Below are 19,555 nucleotides of genomic sequence, written 5' to 3'. Positions count from 1 at the left end.
AGACAATTCAGATTTTCCTGAAGATCTATTCGTAGTTCACACCGAATACCCAAGATTTGTTTTGAATGTTGAGGAAGAGGAAGTTGAATGGTTCGACGATCTAGAAGGCGATGACGAAGAAACAGTAGCAGACGAAGCTACCAAAGTAGTCGAAGCAGCTTTCAAATGGTGCGACGAAGAACTCGCCAAATATGATGAGGAAGACGAAGACGAAGAATAAATAAGACAAAAAAAGGAACTCTGATCAGAGTTCCTTTTTTCATATCTAATTTCGTAGAATTGAAGTTTACAACTTGTTAAATTTCAACAGCAAAAGATTGTCTTTATACAATTCCAAGGTATTTCCGTTCACCACATATTTCGTGGCAGCGCCCAACATGCTGAAATAGTTCGTCTCCTCACTCATATTGTCACACGCCATTTTGGTAGCACCAACATTCTTAGTCGAAAAATTTCCAACGGTACGATCCAGCATTACTTCTCCGAAATAATTATTACAACCGCCGTTTCCGGTAATCTTCGCAGTCTCAATAACCAAAGTTGGTTTCTTACCTTTTACATTATCCGCTAAAGTCCATTGTGTGTTTGCAATATTCTCCTGCGGCGTTCCAACTTTTATTTTGGAAGTTGCCATCGTAGAACACGATACAATTGTTGCAGCCGTAAAAATAGCTAAGGAAATATTTCTGAAAATATTCTTCTGTGGGAAGTGAATTGCTTTCATTTTTAAAATTTTAATACCGTAAATTTAAGTAATTATATTGATTTAATGACTTGCAGCAGGATTTAATCTCTTCCGCGAAAACAGAAAAGCATCTCCTTTCAGAAATGCTTTTTGTATTCTTATATAGGATTTCTCTAAGATCGTAACTCAGCAGAAAATTCTTTCTGAAAGGTTTTAATCAAAGAATTCATCACTTCGGTAATGTCTTTATCTTCTAAAGTTTTTTCCTCGTTTAACAATTCAAAACTCATGGCGTATGACTTCTTACCTTCTGGCAAATTCTTGCCTTCATACACATCAAATAAATTAATGTTTTTTAAATATTTAGAAGGATTGCTTCTGGCGGCTTTATACAATTCAGCGTAAGTCACATTTTTGTCAATCAATAAAGCCAGATCTTTTCTGGTTTTATTGAATTTTGGAATATCTTTAAATTTCAAATTATCTTTCGTTCTGAAACTCTGCGCAACTTCTAATTCAATTTCCGCGTATAAACATTCCTGATCGATATCGGCATCTTTCAATAATTCTGGAGCCACTTTTCCTAATCTTGCAACGATCTTACCATTTGCAGATAATTCAATTGCATCTGAAAAACGAGCGTCTTCCAAAGATTTTTCTTCAATCGCAACCGGAAGGGTGTCCAAAAGAACTTTCACATAAGATTTCAATTTATAGAAATCCGTAGTAGATTTTGGTTGCAACCAGTTTTCCGCTTCATCTCTTCCTGAAACTAAAATGGCCAGTTGTTTTCTTTCTAAATAAGTTTCTTTCTTATGGTAGATCTTCCCCAATTCAAAGAACTTAATATTCTGATTTTTTCTTTTGATGTTATAATCAGCATTTTCCAAAAGACCTTCTAACAAAGACTTTCTCATAAATGCTAAATCTCCACTTAAAGGATTTAGAAGTTTAACAGCATCAGATTCATCTTTCACAGAAGTTAAAGAATTGTTCATCACTTCATTGAAACCATTGCTTTGTAAAGTTCTCGCCCAAGCATTTTCCAAAGCATCCTGATCATCAAAACTTAATTTTACTGGCGTAAACGAAATTTTCTGTGGAGAATCAATTTTATTGTAACCATAAATTCTTAAGATCTCTTCAATAACGTCAATTTCTCTGGTCACATCGGCTCTGTAAGCGGGAACAGAAATTTCTAAACCATTTTGAATATCATTTAAAACGGTAATTTCGAGCGATTTCAGAATTTCTTTTATTTTCTCATGATGAATTTTCGTTCCTAAAATCTGCTCTACTTTAGAATAGCGAAGAATAATATAATGATCTTCTATTTTTGTTGGATAATGTTCTAAAAGCTCACCTACCATTTTCCCACCAGCAATTTCGGAAATCATTTTGACTGCATGAGTCAGCATCGTTCTGGTCATATTGGGATCAACGCCACGTTCGAAACGGAAAGAGGCATCGGTATTTAAAGTATGATGTTTGGCTCCTTTTCTAATCCCGATTGGATTAAAATAAGCACTTTCTAAAAAGATGGTTTTGGTAGTTTCTGAAACGCCTGAATTTTGTCCACCGAAAACTCCCGCAATACACATCGGTTTATTCTCACCGTCTTTGATCATGATCTCACTTCCGTTCAAGGTTCTTTCAATTCCGTCTAACGTGGTGAATTTGGTTCCTTTCTCGTTTACTCCTACTTTTACTTTTTTACCTGCAATTTTATCGGCATCAAAAGCGTGAAGAGGCTGACCAAAACCATGAAGAATATAATTAGTGATGTCAACAATATTATTGATCGGACTTAAACCAATCGCTTTCAAACGGTTTTTCAACCAATCCGGAGAAGCTTTCACTTCTATATTTTCGATGATTGCGCCAATATATCTCGGACATAATTCTGAATCCTCAACTTCAATTTGAAAATCAGTTGTTCCTTCATTATTCAAAGGTTGCGAAACCACTTTTTCGAAATCAGAAACTAGTTGATGTGTACTCAAATAAGCATTCAGATCTCTGGCAACACCGTAGTGCGACATTGCATCAGTTCGGTTGGGTGTTAAACCAATCTCATAAACTTTATCATTTGTCAAATCGAAATAATCTGCAAAATTCTTCCCGACTTCAAATTTAGTTTCATCTAAAATCATGATTCCACCGTGATCATCGCTTAAACCCATTTCGTCTTCTGCGCAGATCATTCCCTGAGAAACTTCACCGCGAATTTTGGCTTCTTTAATATCGAACGAACTTCCGTCTTTTCCGTAAATTTTGGTTCCAACTACTGCAACAGGAACGGTTTGTCCGGCTGCTACATTGGGCGCTCCACAAACAATATTTAAAACTTTTCCATTTCCAACATTGACTGTCGTAACTTTTAATTTATCAGCATTGGTATGTTGTTCGCAAGTCAAAACTTTCCCCACAACGATTCCTTCTAAACTTCCTTTCACCGATTCAAAAGGATCAATTCCTTCTACTTCCAAACCTATGTCGGTCAGGAACTCGCCAATCTTTTCTGATTTTAAATCTGTTTTAATATATTCTTGAAGCCAGTTGTGTGAGATTTTCATTTCTGTCGTAAATTTCAGATGTTAGATTTCCTCATTCATTTCTAAATACATTGAAATTGGAAAGGTGCAAATATCGTGATTTTGAAGGTTAAAAAAAAATTGAGATTCAAAAATTTTGAATCTCAATTAATATTTAGGACAATTATTTAGAACGGAGTTTTTTACATTCCGATAACTGGCATTGAAAGCATCAGTAATTTTTCCTGATCTTCTAAACCATCAACTGGTTCAATAATTCCTGGTCTGTTTGGTTGAGACATTTTCATCGTAATATCATCAGCAGAAAGTACGGATAACATTTCCGTTAAAAACTTAGAACTAAAGCCGATATTAATATCTTCTCCATTGTAATCACACGGAATCTGCATATCTGCTTTGTTTGCAAACTCAGTATCTTCTGCGTGCAAATGAAGAATGTTTCCTGATAATTTAAAACGAACCTGATTCGTAGATTTGTTCGACATGATCGAAGCTCTTCTGATAGAGTTCAACAATAAACTTCTATTGATCGTCAACACATTTGGATTTTCTTTGGGAATAACCGCTGAATAATTTGGATATTTTCCATCGATCAAACGACAGATCCAGATATTATTTCCAAAAGTGAACTTCGCCATATTTTCATTGAACTCAATAGACACTTCCTCATTAGAAGACGCTAAGATGCTTTTGAAAATCGCCAAAGGTTTTTTAGGCATAATGAATTCTACGGGTTCAGCATTCATTAAGTCGGTTCTTTTATATACCACTAAACGGTGCGAATCTGTAGAAACGAAATTGGTTTCATCTTCTTTGAACTGAAACAAAACTCCCGTCATTACTGGACGAAGAGAATCATTACTGGTTGCAAATAAAGTATTATTTAAAGCTTCAGATAAAATACCTGCAGAAATCGTTACACTTTGAGCTGCATCAAATTCAGGGATTTCCGGATAATCTTCTGCGTGATCCAAAGCCACGGCGAAGTTATCTTTCTCATCCAAAATTTCGAGCAATTTTCCGTTTCCATCTTCAGCATCTTTCACAGAAAGCGTCAAAGGTTGGTCACCGTAAGTCTTCACAAATTCTTGAAATATTTTCGCAGGAACTGCAATTTTACCTTCAACGTCAGACTTTACTTCCAAAGAAGTAATTAATGTCGTCTCGCCATCAGAAGCGGTAATTTTTAGTCTTTCTTTTTCAATTTCAAACAAAAAGTTTTCCAAAATTGGCCTAGACTGTGAATTGGAAATAACTCCGCTCACGGTTTGAAGGGCTTTCTGTAATTCGCTACTTGAAACAATAAATTTCATAAAAATCAATTATTATTAATTTCACAAATATATAAATTAAACCCTAAAAAATGCAATATTTTGGGTGATAAAAACAGTTTCCGTGAAAAAGTTACCAACATTAATCAAGATCTGACAAGCCTTTTTTCTCCGGCTCTGTTCGATCAATATTAAGAGATAATCCCAAGTAAACAAAGTGTAAATTTTTATTTCCAGAATCTGCAAATTCTCTTTGCCATAGATATCCAGAAGCCAACCCAAAGTGATCATCAATCTGGTACGAAAGTCCAGCGTAAACTCTGTTTCTGGCAAACAATGGATTTTCAGTCGTCACGAAAAAGACTTCATCATAAACATTGGCGGAAATCGTTCCTGATTCTACTTTTTCTGCATTCAAAGGAAGAGAAACATTCAATCGGTAACGCAAACGGATTCGATCAGAATTTTCATCTTTTAAAGTGTTATAAAACCAACTTTTCTCTGCCCGAACGCGGTTTTCAAATTTAAACTTTCCAGCTTTAAGGTCATAAACGTCTTGTAGCCACACCCGGAATTCTTCCTTTTCTAACGAGCGATTTTTATAGCTCACATATCTTCCGATTCCAATTAAAGGTTTGTGATTCTTGCTTAAATTATAACCAATTCCACCTTTTAGCTCATAATAATCAGGATAACTAAACTCTTCAATGCCACGCAATTGACCCTCAGCATAAGCGAATATTTTCGAATTATGTTTGTAATTGATCGTGATCACATTATAGCTGGAAATATTTTCTTTTTGCGCTGATAAATGCAACACAAAAAAAGAGATAAAAAGTATAAGAATTCGTTTTGACATGGTACAAAAATAAAAAAAATAAAGAAGAAACTTTCAATCTTTGATTTCTCAAAAGACTGAAAATCCTTTCTAAAATTTGTTATCGTCGTTTAAAGACCGATTTTGTAAGTAAACCCTACATGAAACCATTGGTTAGGCATAGGCACCCCAAAGGTTTCAGTATAGTTAGCCTTGGTAATATTATTAACTAAAACGTAAAGATTCAGATCTTTAAATTCATAACCTAATTTACCATCCAGCAATTGGTAGTTTCCGGTAGTTACTCTTTCATTATATCTATAAATCAATTGATTAGTAACGTTTTTAAAGAATCGCGTTTCCAATTTTGCAACGAACTGATGTTTCAGATTTTCCATGACGTATCTTGAAATTAAATTCTGCGGTTCTTTTGCTTTGCTGTCTAGATAAGTATAGCCCAACGAGTACGACTTAACAAAGGAATTGAACTGCTGACCCAGTTCTACTTCTACTCCACTGGTTTCAATTTTTCCAATATTTTCTGCCGCCCAGATTCCATCTTGCGTTTCTTTCACCCAATCAATTGAATTCTCCGAAGTTCTATTGAAAACACTCACTTTCCCTAAGAAATTATTTTTTTGAAAACGATAACCCAATTCTGAAGAAATCGCATTTTCAGGTTTCAAGTCCGGATTTCCGATTTCGGTTTTGCTCACATAATACAAATCGGTAAAAGTTGGGATTCGGTTTACTTTGGCGATATTTCCGTAGATCTTATGGTTTTCATTAATGTCAAATCCGACATCTAAACCTGGATAAAAGAAATCTCCGACACTGTCATAATTAGCCCAGGAAATTCCGGGAGAGATCTGTAATTTGTTTTGAAATAAAGAGAAATGATGCTCCAGGAAAATCTGCGTTAAAAATCTTTCGCGATGTCCTAAATTGTTACTAGCCAGAAATTCTTTTCTAAACTCAACTCCTAAACCAGTAGTTCCTAAAGTCGATGAATACGAACCATTCACTTCTGCACCAACGTTATTTCCGATATGCATATTTCGGTAAACCTCTGGTTTTTCTCTGTTGAACAAATATAAATCCTGACCTCTTCGCCAGTAAATATTTGAATTCAAATTGAAATTATTAAATTTCTGTTCATATCCTAAACTAACAATCGAAGCCTGCGTTTCTTCATATTGCTCCGTGGCTTTGGGTGAAGAATAAAATCCGTTAGCTCCAAATTTTTTCTCCTGAATTCCGGCTTGAAATTTCAACTGACCATTATTGATCTTGAATTGATTTTGATAGAAAATATTATTGATTTTATAATCGGTGTTATATCGATAACCCTCCGAACTTGTTGAACCTGCCTGAATAAAATTAGAGAATTTTTCATTGCCAAAATTGGCTCCTAAACCCAAAGAATACGTTTTAAAATCTCCTCCGCTTGCCGAAACAATTACTTTTTCCTCAGAACTCACTTTGGTGATAATGTTCACCACTCCAGCGTAAGCATTTTGGCCGAAACGTCTGGCTGCAGGACCTTTGACGATTTCAATTTTCTCAACCGAAGCCAGATCAAATGGAAGACTCATCGAATTATGACCTGTCTGCGAGTCATTCATGCGAACTCCATTTACCAAAATTAAAACCTGTTCAAAACTACTTCCACGAAGTGAAATATCTGCCTGTACGCCATTTCCGCCACGTCTTCTGATATCAAATCCTGTGAATTCTGCTAAGAGTTCTTCTACACTTTTAGACGGCGAATTTTCTATTTCTTCTTTTGAAACTACCGTAATATTCTCATTGACTTTCTTTATCGGAAGTTCCAAAAATTTTCCTTGAACGGTCACTCCCGGAATTGAACTTTCTTTTTCCTGCGCAGAAATTTGTAGTGAAAGCCCTAATAATAAAACACTTAAGATAACTTTTTTCATTTAATTAGTTCTTAGTTATTATTTTACTGAATGTGCAATGATCAAAAAAATAAACATTATCTGTATTGATGGACACTGCACGATTTTTCAGCGGCAAATATATTTAAGAAAATCGCAAAGAAACAAGTATTATTTTAAGAAATTATTTTGTATTAAATAAACAAAAAATGCAACACCGAAGCGTTGCATTCCTTTTAAAGATTAAAGTTAAACTTATCTTATTTTCATCAAATGTGTAATTAAATCATTTAGAATTTTTCTCATGATATTACTACATTTATTTGTTGAAACAAATATTGCAAAAATTATCTGGAAATCCAAATAATCTACAGAAAATTTCTCTTAAAAATTCCGTAATTTTGTAGCCCTTAAATTTTACAATGATTACACCCACAGATATCGATATTAAGAAACAACTTTTCGTAAAAAATGCGCATCTTAATAATCTGAAACATATTGACGTTCTGATTCCTAAAAATAAACTCATCGTAATCACGGGAGTTTCGGGAAGTGGAAAATCGTCGCTCGCTTTTGACACGATTTATGCTGAAGGACAAAGACGATATGTCGAAAGTTTGAGTTCGTATGCGCGACAATTTTTAGGAAAATTAGAAAAGCCAAAAGTTGATGATATTAAAGGTTTGGCGCCTTCGATTGCAATTCAGCAGAAAGTTATTTCGTCCAATCCACGATCCACTGTTGGAACTTCTACCGAGGTTTACGACTATTTAAAATTATTTTTCGCCAGAGTTGGTAGAACCTTCTCGCCAGTTTCCGGAAATGAAGTCAAGAAAGATTCGGTAACGGATGTAATTAATTTCATTGAAAAAAATGAAAATCAGACGTTCCTTTTGAGAACTCCTTTAAAATTTGAAGTTGAGAAATTTACGGAGCAAGTTAACACCTTAAAACTTTCCGGCTTTACAAGATTGGAAGTGAATGGAAATGTGGCTGGAATAGAGGATTTAGAAAGTTTCGGTTTTGTACCCGAAGCAGATATGGAAATTCAGTTGGTCATCGATCGTTTCAGTTATGATGCCGATGAAAGTTTTCTTCAAAGATTAGCAGATTCTATTCAAATGGCTTTTTATGAAGGTCACGGTTATTGCTCTTTGAAAAATATTGAAAGTGGAAAAATAACCGATTTCTCTAATAAGTTTGAATTGGATGGAATAGAATTCATGGAACCGAATGTTCATTTTTTCAGTTTCAATAATCCTTACGGTGCCTGTCCTGAATGTGAAGGTTATGGAAAAGTGATCGGCATTGATGAAGACCTCGTGATTCCCAATAAAAACTTATCCGTTTTCGAAGAAACCGTAGCCAGTTGGAAAGGCGACAGCATGAGCGAATGGAAAAGAGATTTTATTAAAAAAGCCAAAGACTTTCCTATTCATAAGCCTTATCATCAATTAACGAAAGATCAGAAAAATTATTTATGGAAAGGTGATGGCACCAAAACTTTCCCTTCGATTAATAATTTCTTCAAAATGCTGGAGGAAAATTTATACAAGATTCAGTATCGCGTAATGCTTTCCAGATACCGCGGAAAAACGCTTTGCCCAACTTGTGAAGGTTTGCGTTTGCGTGAGGAAACAAAATGGGTGAAGATCGACGGACACAATATTCAGTCGGTGATCGAATTGCCTCTGGATGAATTTTTACCTTTAATAAAATCATTAAAACTAAACGATCACGATGCTGAAATTGCAAAACGTTTACTGTATGAAATTACGACTCGACTCGCATTTTTAGATAAAGTTGGATTGGGTTATTTAACCATTAACAGAACCTCGAACACGCTTTCTGGTGGAGAAAGTCAAAGGATCAATTTGGCAACTTCACTTGGAAGTTCTTTGGTTGGATCGATCTATATTTTAGATGAACCGTCGATTGGTTTGCATTCCCGCGATACCGAAAATTTAATTGGAGTTTTAAAAAGTCTTCGCGATCTGGGAAATACCGTAATCGTTGTAGAACATGATGAAGACGTTATGAAAGCCGCTGATTATATTATTGACATTGGTCCGGAAGCGGGTTATCTTGGTGGCGAATTGGTATTTGCCGGACATTTCGACGAATTAGAAAATGCTGATACCTTAACCTCAAAATATTTAACGGGAAGACTAGAAATTAAAGTTCCTGAAACCCGTCGTAAACCGAAAGAGTGGATTCACATTAAAGGTGCCCGTCAGAATAATTTAAAAAATATCGATGTTGATATTCCACTGGAATGTTTGGTGGTTATTTCCGGAGTTTCCGGAAGTGGAAAATCGACTTTAATGAAAGAGATTTTGACCAATGATATTCAGATACAACTCGGAATGGGTGGAAAGAAAGGAGATTACGATTCGGTAGATTTCCCAACCAAACTGATTAAAAACATTGAACTTATCGATCAAAATCCGATCGGTAAATCTTCGCGTTCAAATCCGGTGACTTATTTAAAAGCGTACGACGATATTCGCGATTTATTCTCGAAACAGAAACTGGCGAAAATGCAAGGTTTAATGCCGAAACACTTCTCCTTTAATGTTGACGGTGGACGTTGCGATGATTGCAAAGGTGAAGGCGTAATTACGGTCTCCATGCAGTTTATGGCCGATATCGAACTTGAATGTGAAACCTGCCACGGAGCACGTTTTAAAAATGAAATCCTCGAAATTAAATTTGACGAAAAAAATATTTCAGATATTCTCCACATGACCGTTGACGAAGCGTTAGAATTCTTCAAAGATAACGAACAACCAAAAATAGTAACGAAACTAAAACCTTTGCAGGAAGTTGGTTTGGGTTATTTACAATTAGGACAAAGCTCTTCTACCCTTTCTGGCGGTGAAGCGCAAAGAGTAAAATTGGCGTCGTTTTTAGTAAAAGGTGCGACGACAGATAAATCACTGTTCATTTTTGATGAACCTTCGACTGGACTGCATTTCCACGATATTAATAAATTATTAAAATCGCTGCAAGCTTTGATTGAATTGGGCCATTCAGTAATTGTAATTGAGCACCAACCCGACATTATTAAGACCGCTGATTATATTATCGACATCGGTCCAGAAGCCGGGAAATACGGTGGTGAAGTTGTTTTCGCCGGAACGCCCGAAGATTTAGTGAAGAATAAGAAATCGCATACAGGGAAATATTTGATTGAGAAACTGAAATGAATTCCAAATTACAGAAACCAGTAATTCATATTATTTTTTATTTATTAGGACTGGGTTTACTTTGTTTAGCGGGTAATTTTGCACCGACAAGTTTAGCCGGACCTGGATTGGATTTAGTTGTATTAATTATAATGTTTTTGAGCATTCTTTACTTATTAATAATAGTTTGGTTTAAATTAAGAATAACTTTATTACAAAAAATTGTTATTTCATTAATTCATCTAACGGGAATTAGTATTACCGTTTTCATAATAAATATACCTCAATAATTTTTTGTTAAAATAAATTCCATTTTAAATAATTGAAGCCAGCTATTCGAAGTTGGCTTTATTGTTCAATATCTTACCAACTGAATAATTTTTCTTAAATTTCTACTTCCGAAATAGTCGGTACAATTTAAATAAAAACACTTGCTATCGAATTTCCCACAGATCTTCCTTCCATCTTAAAAAGAGTTCAAGAAATTGATCCCATTAAATATGGGAGTTCAAGAAATTTCAAAGATGGCGCTGTCACAAAACTTAGTCCCTACATTTCGCGTGGCGTCATTTCGACGCGAGACGTTTTCGACCATGTGAAAACTCTAAATTTAGAGTGGTTTGAAGTCGAACGTTTGGTTCAGGAGTTAGCCTGGCGTGATTATTTTCAAAATGTCTGGAAGCAAAAAGGAGACGAAATCTTTACCGATCTGAAACAATCGCAGGAACAGATAGAAAATCATGGAATTCCCACCGCAATTGTAAAGGGTGAAACTGGAATTCAAATTTTAAATGACGCCGTAAAAACCCTTTACGAAACAGGTTATCTTCACAATCATTTGCGAATGTATTTAGCGTCCGTTTGTTGTAATATTGCGCATTGTCACTGGTCCGAACCCGCGAAATGGCTGTACAGTAATTTGCTGGACGGCGATCTGGCGAGTAATCATCTCAGTTGGCAATGGGTTGCCGGAAGTTTTTCTAAAAAGAAATATTTTGCGAATCAGGATAATCTCAATAAATATTTTGGCGGAACTGAAAAGAATACTTTTTTAGATGTCGATTATTCGGAATTTGAAAGTTTGCAAACTCCAGAGATTTTAAAAAAAACAGAGAAATTTTCGCTCCGAACAGATCTCACTGGTTTTAAAAGTCCCTCTTTGGTAGACGAAAAAACATTGATCTACACTTACTATAATTTAGATCCGACTTGGCATCAAACAGAACATTTCCAAAGAGTACTTCTATTGGAACCTTCTTTATTCGAAAAATTTCCTGTTACTAAAAAAACGCTCGATTTCGCCATAGAATTATCTAAGAATATTCCAGATTTAAAAATTTACGTCGGAGAGTTTGCAACTTTAAATAAAATGATTTCGACAGAAAACTTTATTTTTAAAGAACATCCAACCAATTATCATTTTGAGGGAATTAAGGAAGATTTTCCCGCACCCAAAACTTCTTCAACTTCACCCGAAAAATCCGAAAAGTTTTTATGACGGCACGACTGGAATTCCGCCCATCGATGACACCATCAAAAAGTTTTAAAGAACGCTTATTGTCATCACATCGAGAGACTGATGATTCTCGGAAACTTCATGCTCCTCTGCGAATTTGATCCCAAAGAAGTTTATCGCTGGTTTATGGAACTTTTTATCGACGCGTACGATTGGGTGATGGTTCCCAATATTTATGGGATGAGCCAGTTTGCAGATGGTGGAACATTTGCGACCAAACCCTATTTGAGCGGCTCCAATTATGTTAAAAAAATGAGCGATTATCCTGCGGGAGAATGGGATCAAATTTGGGATGGCCTTTTTTGGAGTTTCGTCAATAAGCAACAAGAGTTTTTCAAAACCAACCCGCGCGTGTCGATGATGTATTATTCCTTACAAAAAATGGATGCTGATAAAAAAGAACATCACTTCAGGAACGCCCAACAGTTTTTGGAAGGCTTAGATTCCTGAGGATCTTTGACAGAATAACTGCTCTTTCTTCTAGTCCCGATTGACGTGGAAATCCTTTTCCCAACACGAAGTGGCGGGAAAAGATTGCAACAGAAAGCGGGCGGAGTCTGGTAAAGATTCACCCCTATTCTACTTCAAAAAAAAAGAACCAAGTTAAACTTGATTCTCTGTAATTATTAGTAATTGAAAATATTTTTACTTCCCGTTTTTGTCTACTACAATTCTATCTTTTCTATTCGCCAATTCCCACGCTGTGGCAAACACCAACTGCGTACGTTTTTTCAAAGACACATAATCGATTTTGTCTGGCGTATCGGTTGGTTTATGGTAATCTTCATGAATTCCATCAAAATAAAAAATCACCGGAATTCCGTTTTTTGCAAAGTTGTAATGATCAGAACGGTAGTACAAACGGTCTTTATCATTGGGATCATCATATTTATAGTTTAATTCTAAATTGACCGTTTCTTTATTCGCTGCCTCATTAATTTTCTTCAAATCAGTACTCAACATTTCCGATCCAATCACGTACACATAGTCTTTCCCACAGTTTCCCGGATCACATCTTCCAATCATGTCGATATTCAAATTGGCGACCGTATTTGCCATTGGGAAGATCGGATTATCAGCGTAATATTTAGAGCCTAAAAGTCCGTGTTCTTCACCCGTAACGTGTAAAAATAAAATCGAACGTTTCGGTCCGTTTCCAGCTTTCTTCGCCAGTTGAAAGGCTTGAGCCATTTCTAACAAGGCCACCGTCCCACTTCCGTCATCATCAGCGCCATTATAAATTTCACCATTCGACATTCCGACGTGGTCGTAATGCGCAGAAACCACAATGATCTCTTCTGGTTTTTCTGAACCTTCGATAAATGCCAAAATATTTTCTGATTGTGGTAAGCTTCCTCTTCGTCCATTTAAAGCTTCTTTCGGAACAATCTGATAATAAGAACTCATGGATTTCGGATGAGAGACACCCATCTTCTGATACTGTTCAATCAAATATTTTCCAGCTTTTTTCTGACCTTCACTTCCGGTATCCCGACCTTCCATTTCGTCTGAAGCCACGATGTACAGATGAGTTTTCAACTCATCAGACGTTATCGATTCATATGATTTCTGAAACGGCGAACCCGAATAAGAAAGATTGGCGGCACAACTTTGCAATAGCGCAAAAGCCAGCGGAAGTATTAAATACTTAGAATTTTTCATGTTTAATTTTTTGAAGTTTAAAGATAGTTTTAATTTTTAAATCAGGGGTTTTCTTTTCTTTCGTTCTCATTCAGATTTTTCATCTTTAATCAAAAGCGCTATTTCTGAATTATTATTTGGACGGACAATTCTCTCGTCTTCAGGACGAGATTCGCGCTATTTTTTACCAACGATTTTGCCAACGCGAAAAAAAATGAGCTCCACTCAAGTCGGCCTGTAGATGCAATTTAAAAATAAGAATCTAGACAATTTGATACGTTTTATTTTTATTAATTTAGTTTCCCAAAGAAAATCATTTTCTATTGTGACCTGTACCATTATTAGTTAACTTTGCACATGGAAGCAATTAGAGAAATCGTTTTATATAAACATTACTTTGAAGAGTTTTTTGAAACCCTTACCGATAAAGTAAAGGACAAAATTGACGAAGTACTTTTTATGATAACTATTCTTGAGAGGGTTCCAACTAAATTTTTTAGAAGTATCGAAGGTATAAAAGGACTTTTTGAAGTTAGAATTGAGTATGAAAGTAATATCTACAGAATATTCTGTTGTTTCGATAAAGGAAATTTAGTAGTACTGTTTAATGGATTTCAGAAAAAAAGTCAGAAAACTCCCACAAAAGAATTAAATAAAGCAGAGAAAATAATGGAAGAATACTTTCTCGACCAAAAAGACATTAAAGATGGAAACAAAAAATAAAAACATAAAAACCTTCGCCGAACATCTTGACAAAAGACATGGTAAAACAGGTACAGAAACCAGAACTAACTTTGAAATTAAAGCTAAATCTTTTGCAATTGGCGAATTAATTAAAGAAGAAAGAAAACTTGCCAATATGACCCAAGAACAACTTGCGGATAAAATCGGTGCTAAAAAAAGTTTTATTTCAAGAATCGAAAATGGACACAGCGACATTCAACTTTCAACACTTTACAAACTCATTGAGATTGGTCTTGGACGAAAAATAAACTTGACTATTCAGTAAAAATTAAACTTTAAAAAAGTTAGAAAGCCCTCTTTGCACAAGTAATTCAGTAGCATTTTTTATTCGAATTTTTTTGTCTTTGCGTTTACATAATTCCTCAACACCTTACTTCACCACCATTTTATTCCGCGGCAACCCAATCTCATGTTCTTGTGGATAAGGATTTCCGTCGTCATACTCACAACTTCATTGATCTTTTTTGTAGACTTTATAACTTTTGTGTTTGTCTTCAGCATATCTCAAATTTGGGATGAAAGGCATATTGGCCATCTTGAAAATCGTGATTGGGGGAAGATGAAAATAATCTAAACCAAATTATTGTAGCAGTGATAAGTTATAAGTAAAATCACGCATCTTAAAGCCAGATTTTCTCCTCTCTGCAACGGTCCAAAATATATTTTTTTAAACTTAAAATTGCTTCCTGATATTGCGGCGCTTCATATCCAAAACGGTCATGTTCCGTCTGTTCTTTTTCCAGGTCATTGCATCCTTTTATCACTTCCTGCAGCATATCGAGCATTGCTAATTCTTTGCTGTTTGATTTTTCAAATTTGAATTCTACAATTTCAGTTTCCAGTTCGTCGCAATATTCCAAAAGTTCTATCACTTCTAGCTCTTGAAGTAAGGAAGGATTATTTTTGAAAATTTCCCGTGTAGATTTCATCACATCAAAGTTTTAAACAAATTTAAAAATTATCCTCAAAGTCTTTATAAAACGATAATATTCTTAGTAATGATTATTTCAAGAGGCAAAAAATTATTAAGATATTTTATTATTTCACGACCACCATCTTATTCCGCGGCAACCCAATCTCATGTTCTTGTGGATAAGGATTTCTGGTCGTCATACTTACATCTTCATTGATCTTTTTGTGAACTTCATAACTTTTCTGCTGATCTTCAGCATATCTCGGATCAGGAATAAAAGGCATTTTCGCCATTTTGAAAATGGTAATCGTAGGAAAATGAAAATCAACTTCAACCTGTCCCAACAACAAATAACAACCGCCACCCTGAAAAGGATATTTTTGTAAATTATCCGGAAAATGCGCCGTATCGAAAAAGTTTCCTTCTGCATCAATCCAGGTTCCGAAAAACATGGTTCCTTTTTTAGTCGGAACATGTTTCCGCGAAATTAAATACGCCAACATTCTCACTTGTCGTTTATGATGCTGTGGTAAATGTCTTGCCATGATGATGCTGCGGTATTTCGTTTGCAACAGATCAAATGGGCTGCAAGAGACGGCAAATCCCAAAATTTCTATTTCATCAAAAGCGTCTTCAAAACGATTTCTTTTCAACACCGGAAGTTGGTATTCCTGGACTGGAGTTTCAAAAAAAGTCGGCAAGCGATATTCCGGTTTGAAATGGATTATGAGCAATCGCGCTTCAATCAATAATTCATTTTTAGGTTTTCCCGTAAATCGAAAAGCACCTACAAAAATCAAGGTTTGTAAAGTTTCAATCCCCACCGGAACACGTTTGATAAAGTTTTCTAAGGAAATGTAATCTCCATTTTTTGTTCTTTCTTCCGGAATAAAATTAGCGATTCTGCTTTCGAGTTTTTCAATATGCATGAAACCTAAAAAAACATCTTCGCCATAAACCGTCGTTTCAAATAAACTCTTATTCACACACGGATTATGAATTTTTCCACCACCCATTCTGCATTCATGAACATACACTTCTGTGCGGTAAAAACCACCGCCATTATTGATGGCCGAAACCATAAACTCGATCGGGTAATTCACCTTTAAATATAAACTCTGATAACTTTCTACGGCATAAGAAGCAGAATGTGCTTTGCAAAAAGAATAACCCGCAAAAGATTCGATCTGTCGATACACTTCTTGTGAAAGCTGTTCGGGGTGACCTTTTCTCGCACAGGAATTAAAAAAATTCTCCCGAACTTCCTGTAATTTCTGAATCGACCGACTTTTTCCACTCATCGCCCTTCTTAAAACATCGCCGTCATCAGCAGAAACGCCACCGAAATGCAAGGCGATTTTAATCACATCTTCCTGATAAACCATTATTCCGTAGGTTTCACCGAGTTGCTCTTTAAAAACATCGTGGAAATATTCAAACTTTGTAGGATTATTATGTCGAAAAATATATTCTTTCATCATGCCACTTTTCGCCACACCCGGACGAATAATGGAAGAAGCAGCAACCAAAGTTTTATAATCTTCGCATTTTAAACGTCGAAGCAAACCTCTCATGGCGGGACTTTCAATATAAAAACAGCCGATTGTTTTTCCGATGCTTAAATAATCATTGCAGTTTTTATCATTTTTAAAAAGCGTCGTATTATGAATATCAATATCAATTCCCTGATTTTTCTTGACGAGGTCTAAAGTATCTTTGATCGTTCCCAAACCGCGCTGAGAAAGAATATCAAACTTTTCAAAACCGATATCTTCCGCCACATTCATATCAAACTGTACGATGGGGAAACCTTTCGGTGGCATTTCCAAAGCGGTATAATTGGTAATTGGTTCCTGGGAAATAATAATTCCACAGGAATGCATGCTGCGTTGATTCGGAAATTTTTCCAGCAGCATTCCGTATTTCTGTACAAGTTTGACGACTTTATTTTCATCATGAGTCGCCATCGGATTTTTCGCCAGAACATCGAGTTCTTCTTTCGGCAACCCAAAAGCTTTCCCCACTTCCCGAAAAATGGAGCGGTATTTAAATTCGACATTCGTTCCACAAAAAGCGACGTGTTCTTTTCCGTAGCGTTCGAAAATATATTTTAGAATTTCGTCCCGTTCCCGCCAACTCCAATCGATATCAAAATCGGGTGGATTTTTACGTTGGGTATTCAGGAAACGTTCGAAATAAAGATTCAATTCAATAGGACAAATCTCTGTAATCCCGAGGCAGTAACTCACAATACTGTTCGCTCCACTTCCACGTCCAACATGCAGAAAACCACGACTCCTACTGTATTTTACAATATCTAAAGTAATTAGAAAATAGCCCGCGAAATTCATTTCAGTAACAACTTTCAATTCTTTCTCAATCCGATCGATGACAATTTGCGTTCTTTCTGGGTATCTTTTATCCAAACCTTCGTATGCAAGTTTTCTTAAAAGTGCAGCATCGGTTTCTTTATTTTCAGTAAAGTAGATTTTATTTTTCGGTGTTTTAAAATCAAAATTGAATTCAGAATTATCAAGAATGAATTGGGTATTTTGAATCATCTTGGGATATCTTTTGAATTTCTCCAGAATAGTTGAAACAGGTTCGAAAACTTCATTCGGCGAACAGCAATCACTTTCCGAGAGTTTTGAAATCAAAGTATTCTGATCGATAGCTCTTAAAATTCGATGCAGATTAAATTCTTTTTTAGTTTTAAAAGTAATCGGATGCAAAACGACCATTTTATCCAGAAACATTTGCCACTCTGGACGAATTAAAAGGTTCAGTTCTTCTGCACGAACGCCGACAAATTCATTTTCCTTTAAGACTTCCGGAATATTTCCCAATGGATAAATAACAAACACTTTCTGAAAATCTGGAGAAATCTGCGGAAGTTCTACTTCATCGCAATTATGATTGGTTAATAGACGGTTGATCTCTGCAATTCCGGTTTCATCTTTTGCAATAGTAATATAAAGGAGTTGGTTTTCTTTTAGAATTTCTACGCCTACAATTGGTTTAATTCCAAATTTTTCACATTCTTTTTTAAAATCATAAATCGCGGTAACGGTATTGATGTCGGTCAACACCAGTTTTTTCACACCAGCATCAACGGCTTGCTTCACCAGTTCTTCAACTGATAAAATGCCGTAACGGAGACTGTGATAAGTGTGGGAATTGAGGAACATTTTTTTAGATGAGAGATAATAGACTAATAGATGAGAGACAAAAATTTGAGGTATTATTTGAAATCAAACACGTTCCCTTTTTTTCTATTTGAATCTTTAAAAAAACATCAGAATTTTCTGAAATTTGCATGAGGTCAGACCGATGTTTGGTTAAATATTTTTACCATTAAGATCTCGATGAAGAAGTTAAGACCACTAAGATTTCCTTCTAAAATTGAAATTTATAAAGGCTTTTTTAACCTCTTAAAAAAATTTTAAATAAATGCTTCTGTAACTTTTTAAATAAATATTGAATCCAGCACCTAATGAATATCAGTGTCATGCTGAGCCTGTCGAAGCATCTTTTAAAATACATTTAATAATAGTTTGACTCCACTATTCTCCCAAACTAATATTTAAGTTGGGCAATTCTATCTGTAATTTCACCCTAGCTTTTAAAGCAGTAAAAACTTTCAATAAGGTATCTATTGTGACATTACTGGCATTACTTTCTAATCGTGATATTTGAGCCTTTTGTACCCCTACTAATTTTCCTAACTCTTCTTGCGTCAAATTCCTTTCAATTCTGGCTTCCTTAATTGCTTTACCAATTAGATCCATTTGAAGTTCATACTCAAATAGGTCACGTTGAGTGGTTCCGATTTCTCCTATTAACTGATCCTGAACCTGGTTTAAAGTATATGTTTTCATTTTTTTCTGTTTTTTAACTGCTGATCTGCAAAATATTTAGTTCTCGAATTAACTGCCTTTCGAATTTCATTATCAGGAACTTTACTACTCTTCTTTATAAATCCATGAGTTGAAATAACCAGTGTTTGTGTTGAAGAAGTTTTATCCCAAAATGCAAGAAACCGATATTGAAGACCTTGATAAAGCGTCCTAAATTCCCAAATATCATCGGTCAATTTTTTGAAAAGTTCGGGATCATGAGTGATTTGAGATTTACGAATATTGTAAAGAATTTTCTCATAATGCTTCTTTTCAAGTCCACTTAAAAACTCAAATGCTTCCTCTAAAAAGATAATTTCAAAAAGATTTTTCATTAGATATTCGGTTAATTCAAAGGTAAACAAAGTTTCGTCATAACGAAACCTATCTGATTTATTTTATTGATGATTATTGAGTGTGACACAATTTTA

General features: G+C 35.3%; 16 protein-coding genes. 6 read left to right on the top strand and 10 right to left on the bottom strand.

Annotated features, from left to right (window positions below; all coding sequences use genetic code 11):
• Positions 1-220 (top strand): hypothetical protein (locus tag ACEYOS_RS13155; protein ID WP_373797591.1); only part of this gene is annotated, 220 nt, incomplete at its 5' end.
• A 66-nt stretch (positions 221-286) separates the two neighbouring features.
• Here the strand turns inward: ACEYOS_RS13155 and ACEYOS_RS13150 are convergent.
• The 5 genes from ACEYOS_RS13150 to ACEYOS_RS13130 all read right to left on the bottom strand — a co-directional run bounded on the left by ACEYOS_RS13150 (position 287) and on the right by ACEYOS_RS13130 (position 7,268).
• On the bottom strand, positions 287-724 hold the full coding sequence (locus tag ACEYOS_RS13150; RefSeq protein WP_373708190.1) for an META domain-containing protein: 438 nt from the start codon (positions 722-724) through the stop codon (positions 287-289).
• Positions 725-858: 134 nt separating this feature from the next.
• Complete coding sequence (gene pheT, locus ACEYOS_RS13145; RefSeq protein ID WP_373708189.1) at positions 859-3,261, bottom strand: phenylalanine--tRNA ligase subunit beta; 2,403 nt, start codon at positions 3,259-3,261, stop codon at positions 859-861.
• A 161-nt stretch (positions 3,262-3,422) separates the two neighbouring features.
• Complete coding sequence (dnaN, locus tag ACEYOS_RS13140; protein ID WP_373708188.1) at positions 3,423-4,553, bottom strand: DNA polymerase III subunit beta; 1,131 nt, start codon at positions 4,551-4,553, stop codon at positions 3,423-3,425.
• 100 nt (positions 4,554-4,653) lie between these two features.
• Entirely contained in the window at positions 4,654-5,370 is a 717-nt protein-coding gene (locus ACEYOS_RS13135; protein ID WP_373708187.1) for a DUF2490 domain-containing protein, read from the bottom strand.
• A gap of 89 nt (positions 5,371-5,459) precedes the next feature.
• The gene (locus ACEYOS_RS13130) at positions 5,460-7,268 is read right to left on the bottom strand and encodes a TonB-dependent receptor plug domain-containing protein (protein ID WP_373708186.1); all 1,809 of its coding nucleotides are present in this window, start codon (positions 7,266-7,268) and stop codon (positions 5,460-5,462) included.
• A gap of 380 nt (positions 7,269-7,648) precedes the next feature.
• On the opposite strand from ACEYOS_RS13130, the gene uvrA reads away from it, so the two are divergent.
• The 3 genes from uvrA (at position 7,649) to ACEYOS_RS13115 (ending at position 12,380) form a co-directional block, all read left to right on the top strand.
• Positions 7,649-10,435, top strand: coding sequence for an excinuclease ABC subunit UvrA (gene uvrA, locus ACEYOS_RS13125; RefSeq protein ID WP_373708185.1), 2,787 nt, complete (start codon positions 7,649-7,651; stop codon positions 10,433-10,435).
• 574 nt (positions 10,436-11,009) lie between these two features.
• Positions 11,010-11,912, top strand: a complete 903-nt coding sequence (locus ACEYOS_RS13120; protein WP_373708184.1) for an FAD-binding domain-containing protein — start codon at positions 11,010-11,012, stop codon at positions 11,910-11,912.
• An 81-nt stretch (positions 11,913-11,993) separates the two neighbouring features.
• Positions 11,994-12,380: a hypothetical protein gene (locus ACEYOS_RS13115; RefSeq protein WP_373708183.1), complete on the top strand. Its 387-nt coding sequence runs from the start codon at positions 11,994-11,996 to the stop codon at positions 12,378-12,380.
• A 195-nt stretch (positions 12,381-12,575) separates the two neighbouring features.
• On the opposite strand, the gene ACEYOS_RS13110 is transcribed toward ACEYOS_RS13115, so the two are convergent.
• Positions 12,576-13,592 (bottom strand): M28 family metallopeptidase, encoded by a 1,017-nt coding sequence (locus tag ACEYOS_RS13110; RefSeq protein WP_373708182.1) that lies wholly within the window; start codon positions 13,590-13,592, stop codon positions 12,576-12,578.
• Positions 13,593-13,928: 336 nt separating this feature from the next.
• Here ACEYOS_RS13110 and ACEYOS_RS13105 point away from each other — a divergent pair, with 336 nt between their 5' ends.
• A complete protein-coding gene (locus tag ACEYOS_RS13105; RefSeq protein ID WP_373708181.1) occupies positions 13,929-14,294 on the top strand; it encodes a type II toxin-antitoxin system RelE/ParE family toxin in 366 nt (121 codons plus the stop codon).
• A complete protein-coding gene (locus tag ACEYOS_RS13100; protein WP_373708180.1) occupies positions 14,278-14,580 on the top strand; it encodes a helix-turn-helix domain-containing protein in 303 nt (100 codons plus the stop codon). The genes ACEYOS_RS13105 and ACEYOS_RS13100 overlap by 17 nt, the downstream gene beginning before the upstream one ends.
• A 355-nt stretch (positions 14,581-14,935) precedes the next feature.
• Here the strand turns inward: ACEYOS_RS13100 and ACEYOS_RS13095 are convergent, their stop codons facing one another.
• The 4 genes from ACEYOS_RS13095 to ACEYOS_RS13080 form a co-directional block, all read right to left on the bottom strand.
• Positions 14,936-15,244, bottom strand: coding sequence for a hypothetical protein (locus tag ACEYOS_RS13095; protein ID WP_373708179.1), 309 nt, complete (start codon positions 15,242-15,244; stop codon positions 14,936-14,938).
• A 109-nt stretch (positions 15,245-15,353) separates the two neighbouring features.
• On the bottom strand, positions 15,354-18,416 hold the full coding sequence (locus tag ACEYOS_RS13090) for a DNA polymerase III subunit alpha (protein ID WP_373708178.1): 3,063 nt from the start codon (positions 18,414-18,416) through the stop codon (positions 15,354-15,356).
• A 375-nt stretch (positions 18,417-18,791) separates the two neighbouring features.
• On the bottom strand, positions 18,792-19,106 hold the full coding sequence (locus tag ACEYOS_RS13085; protein WP_373708177.1) for a helix-turn-helix domain-containing protein: 315 nt from the start codon (positions 19,104-19,106) through the stop codon (positions 18,792-18,794).
• On the bottom strand, positions 19,103-19,459 hold the full coding sequence (locus ACEYOS_RS13080; protein WP_373708176.1) for a type II toxin-antitoxin system RelE/ParE family toxin: 357 nt from the start codon (positions 19,457-19,459) through the stop codon (positions 19,103-19,105). Before ACEYOS_RS13080 ends, ACEYOS_RS13085 begins: the two co-directional genes overlap by 4 nt.
• Positions 19,460-19,555 lie beyond the last annotated feature (96 nt).

Source organism: Kaistella sp. (assembly GCF_041824135.1).
Lineage (GTDB): Bacteria > Bacteroidota > Bacteroidia > Flavobacteriales > Weeksellaceae > Kaistella.
Note: the sequence above shows the minus strand (reverse complement) of the source record. Positions and strands in the feature narration are given on the sequence as shown.

What these genes read in the sequence shown, in the direction of transcription:
- ACEYOS_RS13090 (WP_373708178.1), bottom strand. Translation starts at nt 18,416, where the DNA reads ATGTTCCTCAATTCCCACACTTATCACAGTCTCCGTTACGGCATTTTA.
- dnaN (WP_373708188.1), bottom strand. Translation starts at nt 4,553, where the DNA reads ATGAAATTTATTGTTTCAAGTAGCGAATTACAGAAAGCCCTTCAAACC.
- ACEYOS_RS13135 (WP_373708187.1), bottom strand. Translation starts at nt 5,370, where the DNA reads ATGTCAAAACGAATTCTTATACTTTTTATCTCTTTTTTTGTGTTGCAT.
- ACEYOS_RS13095 (WP_373708179.1), bottom strand. Translation starts at nt 15,244, where the DNA reads ATGAAATCTACACGGGAAATTTTCAAAAATAATCCTTCCTTACTTCAA.
- ACEYOS_RS13150 (WP_373708190.1), bottom strand. Translation starts at nt 724, where the DNA reads ATGAAAGCAATTCACTTCCCACAGAAGAATATTTTCAGAAATATTTCC.
- ACEYOS_RS13105 (WP_373708181.1), top strand. Translation starts at nt 13,929, where the DNA reads ATGGAAGCAATTAGAGAAATCGTTTTATATAAACATTACTTTGAAGAG.
- ACEYOS_RS13115 (WP_373708183.1), top strand. Translation starts at nt 11,994, where the DNA reads ATGATTCTCGGAAACTTCATGCTCCTCTGCGAATTTGATCCCAAAGAA.
- pheT (WP_373708189.1), bottom strand. Translation starts at nt 3,261, where the DNA reads ATGAAAATCTCACACAACTGGCTTCAAGAATATATTAAAACAGATTTA.
- ACEYOS_RS13080 (WP_373708176.1), bottom strand. Translation starts at nt 19,459, where the DNA reads ATGAAAAATCTTTTTGAAATTATCTTTTTAGAGGAAGCATTTGAGTTT.
- uvrA (WP_373708185.1), top strand. Translation starts at nt 7,649, where the DNA reads ATGATTACACCCACAGATATCGATATTAAGAAACAACTTTTCGTAAAA.
- ACEYOS_RS13085 (WP_373708177.1), bottom strand. Translation starts at nt 19,106, where the DNA reads ATGAAAACATATACTTTAAACCAGGTTCAGGATCAGTTAATAGGAGAA.
- ACEYOS_RS13110 (WP_373708182.1), bottom strand. Translation starts at nt 13,592, where the DNA reads ATGAAAAATTCTAAGTATTTAATACTTCCGCTGGCTTTTGCGCTATTG.
- ACEYOS_RS13100 (WP_373708180.1), top strand. Translation starts at nt 14,278, where the DNA reads ATGGAAACAAAAAATAAAAACATAAAAACCTTCGCCGAACATCTTGAC.
- ACEYOS_RS13130 (WP_373708186.1), bottom strand. Translation starts at nt 7,268, where the DNA reads ATGAAAAAAGTTATCTTAAGTGTTTTATTATTAGGGCTTTCACTACAA.